11 protein-coding genes are annotated in these 13,043 nt (G+C 70.1%); 9 read left to right on the plus strand and 2 right to left on the minus strand.

The window, feature by feature from the left end; genetic code table 11:
* The first annotated feature begins 9 nt into the window (after positions 1-9).
* From ACFSVL_RS31790 to ACFSVL_RS31800, 3 genes are all read left to right on the plus strand, one after another.
* Positions 10-1,617: a class I adenylate-forming enzyme family protein gene (locus ACFSVL_RS31790; RefSeq protein ID WP_378309341.1), complete on the plus strand. Its 1,608-nt coding sequence runs from the start codon at positions 10-12 to the stop codon at positions 1,615-1,617.
* Positions 1,614-2,420 (plus strand): SDR family NAD(P)-dependent oxidoreductase, encoded by an 807-nt coding sequence (locus tag ACFSVL_RS31795; protein ID WP_378309343.1) that lies wholly within the window; start codon positions 1,614-1,616, stop codon positions 2,418-2,420. Before ACFSVL_RS31790 ends, ACFSVL_RS31795 begins: the two co-directional genes overlap by 4 nt.
* 106 nt (positions 2,421-2,526) lie before the next feature.
* Complete coding sequence (locus ACFSVL_RS31800) at positions 2,527-2,904, plus strand: DUF2255 family protein (protein ID WP_378309344.1); 378 nt, start codon at positions 2,527-2,529, stop codon at positions 2,902-2,904.
* Positions 2,905-2,917: 13 nt separating this feature from the next.
* On the opposite strand, the gene ACFSVL_RS31805 is transcribed toward ACFSVL_RS31800, so the two are convergent.
* Entirely contained in the window at positions 2,918-3,988 is a 1,071-nt protein-coding gene (locus tag ACFSVL_RS31805) for a LuxR C-terminal-related transcriptional regulator (protein ID WP_378309346.1), read from the minus strand.
* A 201-nt stretch (positions 3,989-4,189) separates the two neighbouring features.
* Here ACFSVL_RS31805 and ACFSVL_RS31810 point away from each other — a divergent pair, with 201 nt between their 5' ends.
* The 6 genes from ACFSVL_RS31810 to ACFSVL_RS31835 are packed head-to-tail and all read left to right on the plus strand — an operon-like array spanning position 4,190 to position 12,067.
* Entirely contained in the window at positions 4,190-5,173 is a 984-nt protein-coding gene (locus ACFSVL_RS31810) for an ABC transporter permease (RefSeq protein ID WP_378309348.1), read from the plus strand.
* A gap of 36 nt (positions 5,174-5,209) precedes the next feature.
* Positions 5,210-6,286, plus strand: a complete 1,077-nt coding sequence (locus ACFSVL_RS31815; protein ID WP_378309351.1) for a sugar ABC transporter substrate-binding protein — start codon at positions 5,210-5,212, stop codon at positions 6,284-6,286.
* Between the two features lie 10 nt (positions 6,287-6,296).
* Positions 6,297-8,462: an ABC transporter permease gene (locus ACFSVL_RS31820; RefSeq protein WP_378309353.1), complete on the plus strand. Its 2,166-nt coding sequence runs from the start codon at positions 6,297-6,299 to the stop codon at positions 8,460-8,462.
* The gene (locus ACFSVL_RS31825) at positions 8,459-9,517 is read left to right on the plus strand and encodes a hypothetical protein (protein WP_378309354.1); all 1,059 of its coding nucleotides are present in this window, start codon (positions 8,459-8,461) and stop codon (positions 9,515-9,517) included. The genes ACFSVL_RS31820 and ACFSVL_RS31825 overlap by 4 nt, the downstream gene beginning before the upstream one ends.
* Entirely contained in the window at positions 9,514-11,001 is a 1,488-nt protein-coding gene (locus tag ACFSVL_RS31830) for a sugar ABC transporter ATP-binding protein (protein WP_378309356.1), read from the plus strand. The genes ACFSVL_RS31825 and ACFSVL_RS31830 overlap by 4 nt, the downstream gene beginning before the upstream one ends.
* A 16-nt stretch (positions 11,002-11,017) precedes the next feature.
* Positions 11,018-12,067 carry a zinc-dependent alcohol dehydrogenase family protein gene (locus ACFSVL_RS31835; RefSeq protein WP_378309358.1) on the plus strand — a complete coding sequence of 350 codons (1,050 nt, stop codon included), beginning with the start codon at positions 11,018-11,020 and terminating at the stop codon, positions 12,065-12,067.
* Between the two features lie 65 nt (positions 12,068-12,132).
* Here ACFSVL_RS31835 and ACFSVL_RS31840 read toward each other — a convergent pair whose 3' ends face one another.
* A complete protein-coding gene (locus ACFSVL_RS31840; RefSeq protein ID WP_378309360.1) occupies positions 12,133-13,038 on the minus strand; it encodes a helix-turn-helix domain-containing protein in 906 nt (301 codons plus the stop codon).
* Between the last annotated feature and the right edge of the window lie 5 nt (positions 13,039-13,043).

Below are 13,043 nucleotides of genomic sequence, written 5' to 3' on the forward strand. Positions count from 1 at the left end.
GGGCAGGTCATGACGTTCACCAGACTGCTCGACGCGGTGGCCGACCAGCTCCCGCCGCCCGGCCACGACGGCATCGCGGTCAGCTTCGACGGCCGCGAACGGCTCACCTACGCGCAGCTGCGGGACAAATCGCTGCGCTACGCGACTGCGTTGCGGGAACTCGGCCTGAACAAGGGCGACCGGCTCGGCCTCATGCTCTTCAACGACGCCGAGTACCTGCCGCTGTGCTTCGCCGCGATGCACCTCGGCGTGGTCGCGGTCCGGCTCAACTTCCGGCTCGCGCCGGCCGAGCTGAAGTTCATCCTCGCCGACTCCGGCTGCAAGGCGGTGATCGTGCACAGCAGCCTGCTGGACCGGGTCGAGCCGGTGCGCGCGGAAACCGGCGTCGAAACCTTCGTGGTCCGGCCGGACACCGCGGACCCAGTCCCGGACTGGGCGCTTCCGTTCGACGTCCTGCTCGGCCGCGAACCGCTGGCTGACGTGCCGGAAGTGCGCGACGCGGACCCGATGTCGCTGCTGTACACCTCGGGCACGACCGGCCTGCCCAAAGGCGCGGTGTGGACGCACGCCAACACCGTGAGCACGGCGACCACGCAGGCGCTGCGCTGGCGGTTCTCGCCGGAAACCGTCGCGCTGGTGCCGGGCCCGCTCTACCACGCAGGGGCGTTCGAGGCGGTGACCGCGCCGACGTTCCTGATGCACGGCACCGTGGTGTGCCTGCGGTCGGGGAACTTCACCGTCGAGCGGCTGCTGGAGGTGCTCGAAGCCGAGCAGGTGACCGATTGCCTGCTGTTCTCGTTCATGCTGCACGACCTGCTGCGCGTGGACGGGATCGAGGACCGGCTGCCGAAATCGGTCACGCACTTCGTCATCGGCGGGGACACGATGATGCCGTGGGTCGTCGATCAGGTGCGGCGGAAACTGCCGTGGGTGCGGCTGACCCAGGTCTACGGGCTGACCGAGGGCGGCGCGATCGCGACGACGCTGGACGACGGGGACTTCGACGCCCAGCCGAAAAGCGTCGGCCGCCCGGTGCCGCTCACCGAGGTCCGGGTCGCCGGGGACGGGCTCGAACCGGCCGCGCCCGGCGAGGTGGGCGAGATCCTCGTCCGCGGGCCCGCGGTCTGCGCCGGGTACTGGCAGCGGCCGGAGGCGAACCGGGACACCTTCGTGGACGGCTGGTGCCGCACCGGGGACCTCGGCTTCGTCAACGCCGACGGTTTCCTCGTGCTCGCCGGCCGGGCGAAGGACATGATCCGCAGCGGCGGGGAGAACGTGTACCCGGCCGAGATCGAGCGGGTGCTGACGCAGCATCCGGCGGTGCTGGACGCGGCCGTGGTCGCGGTGCCGGACCCGAAGTACCTCGAAGTCGGCTGCGCGGTCGTGGTGCTGGCGGAAGGCATCGCGCTCGACGAAGCGGAACTGCGGGCCTATTGCCGGGAGAACCTGGCGACGTACAAGGTGCCCCGGTATTTCGCCGCGCAGCCGGAACTGCCGCGCAACGCGTCGGGGAAGATCCTCAAGTTCACCCTGCGCGAGAAGTACGGAAAGCTCTGCACCCCAACGGATTCCGGCGCGTCCGAGGCGGCGCGGCCGGGAGAGGAAGGCGCACGATGAACGACCCGGTCCGGCGGCGCAAGCCCGAATTGGCACTGGTGACGGGCGCGGCGGGCGGAGTCGGCTCGGCCACCGCGCGAAGGCTGGCCGAGGACGGTGCGAAGGTCGCGGTCACGGACCTGAAGGCCGAACGGCTCAAGGAACTGGCGGACGAACTCGGCGCGGTCGCGCTGCCCGCCGACGGCACCGACCGCGCCGCGATCCACGACGTGGTCGAGCAGGCTGTCGCGAGTCTGGGCGGCCTGGACACGGTGATCGCGACGCAGGGCGCGGCAGTGTCGGGCACCGCGCGGCCCGAGCACGTGGAGGCGTATCAGCGGGCGTTGGACGTGAACCTGCACGGTTCGTTCTACCTGGCCGGGGAAGTGCTGCCGCATCTGGTGGAGCGGCAGGGCTCGCTGGTGCTGTTCGCGTCGACCGCCGGGCTGATCGCCGGTCCGCCCGGGACTGTCGGCTACACCGCGGCCAAGGCGGGGATCATCGGCATCACCCGCTGGCTCGCGCGGGACTACGGGCCGAAGGGGGTCCGGGTGAACGCCGTCTGCCCGGGCTGGATCCGGACTCCGCTCGGCGAGGGCGCGATGGCCTACCTGGCGAAGCGCGAGGGCATCACACTCGACGAGGCGTATGCGCTGACGACGAAACACGTGCCGCTGCGCCGCGCCGCGGAACCGGAGGAGATCGCGTCGGTGTGCGCGTTCCTCGCCTCGGGCGACGCGTCGATGGTGACCGGCCATGTCCTGGTCGCGGACGGCGGCGGCGCGGCGGTCGATTCGTCCACCTTGGAGTTCGACGCGCCGTGACCGGCGACGCGGGCGTGGGAGGGGGCTGACAGCACCTCCCACGCCCGTCCGCGAGCGCCTAGCGTACGAAGCGAAGCGTCCCGTTTTCGTCGTGAAGGAGCCAGCTATGTCGTTCGACCCCGAGATCCGCGACCGGATCGGCGCCGCGTCGGAGATCCAGATCAGCAGCTACCGCCGCGACGGTTCACTCCGCCGGTGGACCCCGATCTGGGTGGTCCGCTCCGGCGACGAGCTGTACATCCGGTCGGCGTTCGGCACGGAGGGCGGCTGGTACCGCTGGGCCGCGGCCAAGCAGCTGGCCCGGGTGCGAGTGGACGGAGTGGAGACCGACGTGTCTCTGCACCTCGAGGCGGACGCCGACACGAACGCCGCTGTCGACGCCGCGTACACGGAGAAGTACCGCAGCATGCCGAGCGCGCTGGCGCCCATGGTCGCCGAGACCGCCGCCGCCACCACGACCCGGCTGGAGCCGGTGCCCGCCTGAGCCGCGGTCCGGCTCAGTTCCGCAGCCAGTACGCGACCGCCTCCGCCCGGTTCGCCGCGTCGAGCTTGCGCAGGATGTGCGTGATGTGCGTCTTCACGGTCCCCTCCGAGATCGACAGCTTCCGCGCGATCGCCCGGTTCGCGTCGCCGCGCGCCATCAGTTCGATCACCTCCGCCTCCCGCGCCGACAGCAGCGGATGCCGCGTCAGGCCCGGCTCGAGCGGGGGAGCGATGCGCACGTCCGCGGCCAGCCGGGTCATTCCCGCCTGGAGCGAGGCGAGTCCTTCGAGGACGGACACCCGCGCCAGCGTCTCGCTCACGCCCTCCGCGTAAAGGTTCAGGACGGCTCGGTCGGTGACGTCGACCTCCCGGCAGGGCGAGTAGTAGCTGTCCGCGTGCAGCAGTCCGACGACTTTCCCGTACGCCCGCAACGGCGCGATGGCGTAGGACGTGCAGCCGGACAGCGAGACCAGCTGCCGGTTGACGCGCGGGTTCTCCTGCACGTCGTACACGAGACCCGCACGAGCGTGCCGGACGACATCGGATTCGACCAGCGAGCCGTCGAGCCGCGGCGGGGCCTCGCGGCCGGCAGCGAGCATTTCGTCGGCCAGCCGGGGATCCTGTTCGATCACCATGCGCCGCAGCACCCAGGTCGCATCGTCCACAGTGGAGACGAGCACGCGGTCGAACCCGATCGTGCAGGCCTCCTCGGCGGCGCGGGAGAGGAGTTCCTCGGCGGTCGACGAGGCGTGCAAACGGGTCAGCGCGCGGCGGACGCGGCGCATCGTCGCGACGCCGTCGGCGACCCTGGCATCGTCCACCCGGGACTCCAGCTCGCGGACCCGGCCCAGCAGCGCGGTCAGGCCGGGCAGCCGGTCCGGTGCGGGAGCCGAGCCCAGCTCGGCCATCGCGGCGTCCCAGACCTGGCCGAGCAGCCGTTTGGCGGGCAGCACCTCGGCACAGCGGCCGACCGGCAGCATCCGGTCCAGCGCGGTGCACGCGTCCAGGCCCAGTTCCCGGACCTGATCGGCCAGATCGGCGCTCAGCCGGACGCTGTCGAGCCGCGGAAAGCCGGTCGCGTTCATGGGCAGCTCCCTTGCGGAAATTCCGAACATTATATATCCGCGACGAGGCTGGGGCCAGTCGTCGCATCGGCCGTACGGGGTAACGGAATACGACCGGCGGCAGATGCGGCGACCCGGTGACGGCCGACACACTGGCCGCGCTGTCCCACCCATCGAACCGGGAATCCCATGACTACCGCATCAGTGGCAACGAAGCCACGCGTGTCGCTCCGGGCACGCCTCGGCGGCTTCGACCAGACCTACCTGGTACTCGTCGTCACCGTGCTGCTCGCCCTTGCCGCGGGGGCCACGACGACGAATTTCCTCACCGCAGGCAATTTCGGCAGCATCCTCAACCTGTCCGCCGCGTTCGGCATCCTCGCGATCGGCGAGGCGATCGTCGTCCTCGGCAAGGGGCTGGACCTTTCGGTGGCCGGGATCGGGCTCGGCTGCGCGCAGGCGACGCTCGCGTTCATCAGCGAGGGCATGCCCGAATGGCAGGCGATCGCGATGATGACCGCGCTCGCGCTGGCAATCGGGCTGGTCAACGGCATCCTCGTCGCCGTCTTCGAGGTGCCCGCGCTGTTCGTGACGCTCGCGACCGGCATGCTCGCGATCGGCGGGATCGACATCCTGTTCCTCAGCCAGAACGTCTACGGCGTGCCGGCCGGATCGTTCCTGTCCCACCTCAGCGGCGGGTCGGTGCTCGGTGTGCCGAGGCCGGTGCTGATCGCGGGCGGGGCGTTCCTGCTCGCCGGGCTGTTCGTGGCCTTCACCTCGTCCGGGCGGCTGATCCGGGCGATGGGCGACAACTTCGAGACCGCCCGGTCGACCGGTGCTCCGGTGCGGCCGCTGCAGATCCTCACCTACGTGCTGTCCGCGCTGCTCGCCGCGGTGGCCGGCTTCGTGACGGTGTCGATCCAGGGCAGCGTGCAGACGACCGTGACGTCCTTCGACCCGCTCCTGTTCACCGCGCTGACCGTGGTGGTGATCGGCGGCGTCTCGCTGTCCGGTGGGCGCGGCACGATCCTGGGCGTCCTCGTCGGCGCGCTGTTCGTGGGCGTGCTCAACAACTTGCTGGTGTTGCACGGGCTGAGCACGGCCGTGCAGGACCTGATCCGCGGCGGGGTGCTGGCCGCCGCGATCGCGTTCGACGCGTGGCTGCGCCCGCGCAACGAAGAAACCGAGAAATCCGGCGAACTGTGACCGGCAACGACGCCGGGGAACGGAAGTAGGAAGCACATGAAGATCACCAGGAAGCTCCTCGTGCTCGCCGCGTCGGCGGCGCTGGGCGGCGCCGGCCTTTCGGGCTGTTCGGTCGGCGGCGGGTCGTCGGACTCGGCGGCCGCCGCCACGAACGCCGTGTTCGGCGCGAACGAACAGCTGATGCCGATGCGGCAGAAGGCGCACGACGCGATGAAGGGCAAGCGGATCGCCTTCGTCCCGATTCTCTACAAGGGCTACAAGCTCACCGAGAACTGGGGCACCACCATGCAGCGCACGTTCGACAGCGCCGGGGCCGAGTTCAAGGTCTACGACTCGAACTTCAGCAGCGACCGGATGATCAGCACGATCAACGACCTCATCGCGCGCAAGGCCGCCGACGTGCTCGTGCTGCAGAACCAGGACCTGGGCCTGCTCGACAACGCGATTGACCGCGCGCAGAAGGCGGGCATCTACACCGTGGTGCTCAACATGCCCTCCACCAAGCTCGGCGACGCGTTCGTCGGCGTCGACGTCTACGGCGCGGCGCAGTCGATCGCCAAGCGCGCGGTCTCGGACTGCAACTCCCGCAACGCTCCCAAGACGATCTCCATCATCGACGGCCCCGGCAACGACCCGGCCTCGATCCTGTGGGACCAGGGCATCAAGGACGTCGTGGAGAAGGAGGGCTACCAGACGCTCGTCGCGCACTCGCAGTTCCAGAACGCCCAGGCGCAGGCCGCCGCGGAATCCGTGCTGCAGCAGCGACAGGGCAAGGTGTGCGGCTTCATGGTGACCTTCGACCTGAACTCGATCACCGTCGGGCAGACCGTCAAGGCGGCGGAAGGCCGCGGCCAGGTGGCTCCGGGTTCGGTGGGCGTCTACACGCTCGACGCGGACAAGGACTGGTGCAACGCCCTCAAGCAAGGCACGGTGACCGCTTCGGCCGCCTACGACGTCCAGGGCATCGGCGCCGCCGGTGCGGTGGCGGTGCAGAACCTGCTCACCAACGGGGCGAAGCCGGGCAGCGCGCATTCGGTCGGGTACGTGTCGAGCACGGTGGTGGACAAGTCGAACATCGACCAGACCACCATCGCGTGCTACCAGAGCAAGTGAGCGGGGCCCGATGACTACGTCTCCGCTGCGACGCGGGCTGGACGCGTTCGGCATGACCGGCGGCCGGCGCACGGAAAGAATCGCCCGCTACCGCACCGTCTCGGATCTGTTCGAGAAACGGTGGATGGAAGGCGCGGTGCCGCTCGTGCTGGCGCTCGCGCTGTGCGGGTACGTGCTCGCCACGACCAACGTCGGAGCGGCCAACGCGCCGCTCGTGCTGGACGAGGTGTCCGAGTACGGCCTGCTCGCGATCGGGCTGACCGTCGTGCTCGTCGGCGGCGGCATCGACCTGTCGGTCGGCTCCGTCGTCGGGTTCTGCGGGCTGGGCGCGATGGTCGCGGACCGGGTGTGGCTGTGGCCGACGGCGCTGGTCGTCCCGGCCGCGATCGTCGCGGGTGCGGTGCTCGGGGCGGTGAACGGGTTCCTCATCGCGATCCTGCGGATGCGCCCGTTCATCACGACCCTGGTCACGCTGATCGCCTTCGGCGGCGCGGCCTCGGTGCTGCAGAACGCGAACAGCACGCAGATCGGCGTCACGAAACCGTCGCTCGTCTGGGATTTCCTCAGCGAGGGCCGCGTGCTGGGCATCCCGACCGCGTGGTTCCTCTTCGCGGTGGTGCTGATCGTGGTCCACCTGGCGCTCACCCGGTCCCGCTGGGGCTGGTGGGTCACCGCGACCGGTTCGGACCGGCGTTCCGCGCGGCGCAACGGCATTCCGGTCACCGCCGTGACGTTCTGGACCTACGTCCTGTCCGGCGCGCTGGCGGGCACCGCGGCGATCCTCACGTCGGCGCGGCTGGCCCGGACCGACCCCAACGTCGGCAACAGCTGGGAGATCATCGCGCTGACCGCGGTGGTCCTGGGCGGCGTCAGCATCAAGGGCGGCCGCGGTTCGGTGCTCCGCGCGGCGGTCGGCGTGGCGGTGGTGACGATCATCGAGCAGGCGACCGTCTCGGACGGCGCGCAGGGCTCGTACTACACCGTCATCCTCGCCGCGGTGCTCCTCGTGTTCACGGTGCTGGACCTCAAATGGGGCAAGTACCGGCAGCGCGCGGTGGAGAAGCTGAAGATCGACCCGGCGCGGCTGCGGCTCGGCCCGCTGGTCGACGTCACGAAGCCGGGCACGGTCTGGTCCCTCAACCGCCGGCTCACCGACGCGCCTCCGGTCGGGCTCGGCAAGATCCGCGGCGCGGAGGACTGCGCGGTGGACGCCGAGGGCAACGTCTACTGCGGCGACCAGCGCGGCTGGGTGTGGCGGTTCCGCGGCCTGGACGACACCGAAGGCGAGATCTTCTCGCGCACCGGCGGATTCCCGTGCGGACACGCCTGGGACGCCGAAGGGCGGCTGGTCGTCGCGGTCGGCGGCATGGGCATCTATCGCATCGGCGCCGGCGGCGAGCCCGAACTGGTCGCGAACAAGGTCAAGCGCAGCCCGCTGTCGCTGATCGACGATTCGGGGCTGCGCGCGATCGACGACCTGGACATCGCCCCGGACGGCTCGATCTACGCCTCGGACTTCTCCACCCGCACGAACACCGCGGACTTCCTGCTGGAACTGGTGGAATTCCGCCCGAACGGCCGGGTGATCCGGGTGACGCCGGGCGGCAAGACCGAGGTCGTGGTGTCGAACTACGTGTTCCCCAACGGCATCTGCACCGCGCACGACGGCGAGTCGATCCTGATCTCCAGCACCGGGCTGTGCCGCGTCGACCGGCTCTGGATCGCCGGGCCGAAGAAGGGACAGCTGGAACCGGTGCTGGAGAACCTGCCCGGCTATCCGGACAACATCAACCGGTCCTCCGACGGCAACTACTGGATGCCGTTGTGCGCCATGCGGACGCAGATGTCCGACCTGCTCGGCCGCTACCCGGCGGTGCGGCGGCGGATGACCCGCGAGGCGGCGGTGGACAACTGGGTGGTGCCGCAGCTGAACACGTCGTGCGCGATCAAGTTCAGCGACCGCGGCGAGATCCTCTCCGTGCTGTGGGACGAAACGATGGAGAACTACCCGATGGTGACCGCGGCGAAGGAACGCGACGGGCAGCTGTACCTGTGCGGCGTCAGCAACAACCGGATCGGCAGGCTCGAACTGGACCCGAGCGAGATCGGCGAGATCGACCCGGCTGCCGTGCCGGGGACGGCCAGTGCTCGCCGGGCGGCGGAGGCAGTGCGATGAGCCCGGTACTGGACACCGTGAAGGAATGGATCAACCCGAACTGGGGCCGTGCGCGCACGGTGCCCCCGATGGACACCGGACTGCGGCCGAACCTCCGGCTCGACGGAGCGGCGGAACTGCTGCCCGCGGGCGAGTACGAGCCGGACGACGTGGTTGTGACCGCCACGGGGTTGGTGTTCAGCAGCGGCAATCAGGTCTTCTCGGTGCGCGAGGACGAGGTGGCGCGGCTGGCTTCGTTCGGCAGCCCGGTGACGGCGCTGACCGTGCGGGACGGCCAGGTCGTCGCGGCGGTCGAAGGGCGTGGCCTGGTCTCGGTGTCGCAGTCCGGCGAGACCGAGGACTTGTGCACCGACGCGCCCGTCGCCAGGTGCGTGACTGCGCTCGCGACGGACGGGTCCGCGTTGCTGGCGACTGTCGGCTCGACGAAGGCCGCGGAGTGGCCGCGAGCGCTGGTCACCGGCGACCGGTCCGGGCTGCTCGTGCGGGTCGACGGCGCGCAGGCCGAAGTGGTCGCGGAGCGCCTCGCGTGGCCGTCGGGCGTCGGCGTCGCCGGGGACGAAGTGCTGCTGTCGCTGAGCCTGGACCATCGGGTTGAAGCCCGATCCGCGCCGGGCAAGCGAGGCCGGGTGCTGAGCGCGAACCTGCCCGTCTATCCGGGGCGGGTGTATGTCGGCGAGGACGGCTGGTGGTTTGCCGCGCCCCGCATCCGCAACCGAGTCACCGAGCTGCTGCTGGACGAGCCCGCGCTGCTGGCGGAGATGACGGAGACGATCAGCCCGGACGAATGGTTCGTCCCGCGCCTGCGCGCGGGCGACCCCTTCACCGACACGATGCAGATGGGGCAGCTGCGCGTGCTCGGCGTGGTCAAGAGCTGGGCCCCGGCCCGGTCGTGCGGCCTGGTGTTCCGGATGGATCCCACCGGCCGCGTCGCCGAGAGCGCGCACGCCCGGGTCGACAGTCCGCGGCACGGCGTCACCGGGCTGACCGTCCACAACGGACACGTGGTCGCTGCCGCGCGCGGCGGCCGGAACCTGCTGCGGCTGGAGGACGCATGAGCACGGTGCTGCGGCTGACGAACATCAGCAAGCGCTACAGCGGAACGTACGCGTTGGACGGGGTCGACTTCGACGTGCGGCCGGGCGAAATCCACGCGCTGCTCGGCGAAAACGGCGCCGGGAAGTCCACGATGGTCAAGATCGTCTCCGGGGCGGTCGCGCACGATTCGGGCACGTTGGAGGTCGACGGCGTCGCTCGGGCGTTCACGACCCCGCGCGAATCGGTCGAGGCCGGGGTGGCGATGGTTTACCAGGAGGGCTCGCTGGTCGAGTCGATGACCGTCGCGCAGAACCTCTTCATGGGCGACGAGAAGGTGTTCAACAACCTCGGCCACCTGAACGTGGTAGCGCGGGAACTGCTGGAATCGCACAACTTCCACATCCGGCCGGACGTTCCGGCCGGCGCGCTCGGTGTCGGGCAGAAGCAGATGGTGGAGATCGCCCGCGCGGTGCACCGCAACGCGAAACTGGTGATCCTCGACGAGCCGACGTCGTCGGTGACCCCGGAGGAACGGCTCCAGCTGTTCCTGTCGATGCAACAGCTCAAGAAGCGCGGGATCGGCGTCATCTTCATCACGCACATGCTCGACGAAGCGTTCGAACAGGCGGACCGGATCACCGTGCTGCGCGACGGCGTCGTCCAGGGGACGCTGGAGCGGCCGGAGTTCAGCCGCGATCGCGTGGTGAAGATGATGGTCGGCCGCACCGTCGAGATGGGGCGGGTGGAGCCGAACCGCGCGCCCGAGCCGACACCGACGCTGCAGGTCGAGGACGTGACGCTGCTGCCGGTGGTGCGCAACATGGCGTTTTCCGCCTACGCCGGGGAAATCGTCGGTATCTACGGCCTGGTCGGCGCGGGCCGCAGCGAGACCGCGATGATCGTCAGCGGGATCCTGAAACGCCGTCGGCTGCGCGGCGGCAGGGTGCGGCTGAACGGCGAGCCGGTGCGGTTCCGCACGCCCCGGCAGGCGCGCAAGGCCGGGATCGTCTACCTCACCGAGGACCGGAAAGCCTCCGGGTTCTTCAGCCACCTGACGATCGCCGACAACATCTACCTCGGGCACCTGTGCGGTGCGTGGCGCTTGCCGTTCCTCTTCCGGCCCGGTGCGCGCAAATCGGTCGCGAAACGGTTCGTCGAACAGTTCCAGGTCCGCACGCTGCGGCCGACGAAGGCGACCGTCGAGGAGCTGAGCGGCGGGAACCAGCAGAAGATCGTGCTGGCCAAGGGCCTGACCCGGAAGCCGCTCGTCGCGATCATCGACGAGCCGACCCGCGGCGTGGACCTCGGCACGATCCCGGAAATCCACGCGATGATCCGAGCGCTGGCCGACGACGGGGTCGCGGTCGTGGTGATCTCGTCGTACCTGCCGGAGATCCAGGCGCTGTCCGACCGCGTGCTCGTGGCGCGCGCGGGCAGTATCGCCGCGGAGTTCTCGCCGGAGGAAGCCGACGAGGAAAGCCTGATGTTCGCCGCTGTGCACTGACAAGGACGGAAATCTCATGCGCGGAGTCATTTTCAAGGGCGACCGGGTGCTCGAAATCCAGGAGTTCGCCGATCCCGAACCGGGACCGGACGAGGTGGTGCTGGAGATGAAGGCGTCCGGCATGTGCGGCAGCGATCTGCACTTCTACCGGGCTCCCGCCGGGCAGGCGCTGGCCGCGTTCGGGATGACCGGCGACGACGCCGGATTCATCGGCGGGCACGAGCCGTGCGGCGTCGTCGCCGCGATCGGCTCGGCGGTCGACCCGCGCGCGGTGAAGGTGGGGGACCGGATGATGGTCCACCACTACGACGGCTGCGGATTCTGCGACCTGTGCCGGACCGGCTGGCCGCAGATGTGCGAACGCGGCAACGTCATCTACGGCGCGACCGCGCACGGCGGGCACGCCGACTACCTCAAGGTGCCCGCACGGACGCTCGTGCTGCTGCCGGACGAGCTGAGTTTCGCCGCCGGCGCGGCGATTTCGTGCGGCACCGGCACCGCGTACGGAGCGCTGACCCGGCTTGACGTCAACGCGCGCGACACGCTGGCGGTCTTCGGCCAAGGCCCGGTTGGTCAGGCCGCAGTGCAACTCGCCGCGGCGATGGGCGCGGAGGTCGTCGCAGTGGACATCGCGGCGGAACGCGTGGCGCGGGCGAAGGACTTCGGCGCGGCGCACGCGATCGACTCGACGTCGGCCGATCCGGTCGAAGCCATCCGGGAACTGACCGGTGGCAAGGGCGTGACCAAAGCGCTCGACTGCTCCGGCGCACCGCCGGCGCGGGCCGCGGCGGTGAAGTCCGCGGCGAAATGGGGCACTGTCGCGTTTGTCGGCGAAGGCTCGACGGTGACGCTCGACGTCAGCCCGGACCTGATCCGCAAACAGCTGACAGTGGTCGGCTCGTACACCTTCTCCCCGGTGGGCCAGGCGGACTGCGCCCGGTTCATCGCCCGGCACGGGGTTCAGGCGGACCTGGTCTTCACCGACCGCTGGCGGCTGGACGACGCGGTGGCGGCCTATGCCGCCTTCGACAAGCAGACCGGCGGCAAGGCGGTCATCGAGTTCTGAGGCCGGGAAGCGCCGGTGGATCCGAGACCCACCGGCGCTGCATCCGGAACGAGACGACCAGTTCGCTAGGCTTGAGCCCGGCGGTCGTCGCCCGCTGTCTCGTGCCCCGCGGAGCGCACCTCCGGTCCGGCTGCCTCGCTCGCGGTCCAACTGGACAGCAACTGCAGCGCCTCGGCAGAAGGGGAGCCGGGTTCGGCGGTGTAGCCGATCAGGGTGAGGCCGGGCGCGGAGGCGACCTGCAGGCCTTCGAACCGCAGTGTCAGTTCGCCGACGACCGGGTGGCGGAACAGTTTCGTCCCGCGCTGGTGCGCCTTCACGTCGTGCGCTGCCCACCGGGTGCGGAACGCTTCGCTGCGGGTCGCGAGATCTCCGATGAGCCCGGTGACCGCTTTCGAATACGGTGCGCGGGCCGCTTCGACGTGCAGCAGGGCCACCGCGTCGTCGGCGGCCTTCTTCCAGTCCGGGAAGACCTCTTCGGCGCGGTCGTCGAGGAAGATGAACCGGGCGAGGTTCGGCGGGTGCGGGGCGCGCTCGTAGACGACGCCGTAGAGGGCGCGGCCGAGCGCGTTCGCCGCGACCACGTCGAGGTGTCCGTTCTGGACGATCGCGGGGGCGTTGACCATCGTGTCGATCAGCGCTTGCACCCCCTCCGGCACCGGCTGCCGGAGGGTGCGGCCGGGGCCGGACCGTTTCCCGGCGGCGCGCGCGAGGTCGAACAGGTGTGTGGTTTCGGTGTCGTCCAGCTGCAGTGCGGTGGCGATGGCGTGCAGGACCTCGTCGGAGACTCCGGACACGCGGCCGCGTTCGATCTGCACGTAGTACTCAGTGCTGACTCCGGCGAGCCGGGCGACTTCCTCGCGGCGCAGCCCGCTGACCCGCCGCCGCCCGCCCGCGATGATTCCCGCCTGCTCAGGCGTGATTTTCGCGCGGCGGGTCATCAGGAATTCCCTGAGGTCGTTGGCGATCTCCATGCCTT

The sequence above is a fragment of the Amycolatopsis silviterrae genome (assembly GCF_042684085.1).
Lineage (GTDB): Bacteria > Actinomycetota > Actinomycetes > Mycobacteriales > Pseudonocardiaceae > Amycolatopsis > Amycolatopsis silviterrae.

What these genes read in the sequence shown, in the direction of transcription:
- ACFSVL_RS31790 (WP_378309341.1), top strand. Translation starts at nt 10, where the DNA reads ATGACGTTCACCAGACTGCTCGACGCGGTGGCCGACCAGCTCCCGCCG.
- ACFSVL_RS31795 (WP_378309343.1), top strand. Translation starts at nt 1,614, where the DNA reads ATGAACGACCCGGTCCGGCGGCGCAAGCCCGAATTGGCACTGGTGACG.
- ACFSVL_RS31800 (WP_378309344.1), top strand. Translation starts at nt 2,527, where the DNA reads ATGTCGTTCGACCCCGAGATCCGCGACCGGATCGGCGCCGCGTCGGAG.
- ACFSVL_RS31805 (WP_378309346.1), bottom strand. Translation starts at nt 3,988, where the DNA reads ATGAACGCGACCGGCTTTCCGCGGCTCGACAGCGTCCGGCTGAGCGCC.
- ACFSVL_RS31815 (WP_378309351.1), top strand. Translation starts at nt 5,210, where the DNA reads ATGAAGATCACCAGGAAGCTCCTCGTGCTCGCCGCGTCGGCGGCGCTG.
- ACFSVL_RS31820 (WP_378309353.1), top strand. Translation starts at nt 6,297, where the DNA reads ATGACTACGTCTCCGCTGCGACGCGGGCTGGACGCGTTCGGCATGACC.
- ACFSVL_RS31825 (WP_378309354.1), top strand. Translation starts at nt 8,459, where the DNA reads ATGAGCCCGGTACTGGACACCGTGAAGGAATGGATCAACCCGAACTGG.
- ACFSVL_RS31830 (WP_378309356.1), top strand. Translation starts at nt 9,514, where the DNA reads ATGAGCACGGTGCTGCGGCTGACGAACATCAGCAAGCGCTACAGCGGA.
- ACFSVL_RS31835 (WP_378309358.1), top strand. Translation starts at nt 11,018, where the DNA reads ATGCGCGGAGTCATTTTCAAGGGCGACCGGGTGCTCGAAATCCAGGAG.
- ACFSVL_RS31840 (WP_378309360.1), bottom strand. Translation starts at nt 13,038, where the DNA reads ATGGAGATCGCCAACGACCTCAGGGAATTCCTGATGACCCGCCGCGCG.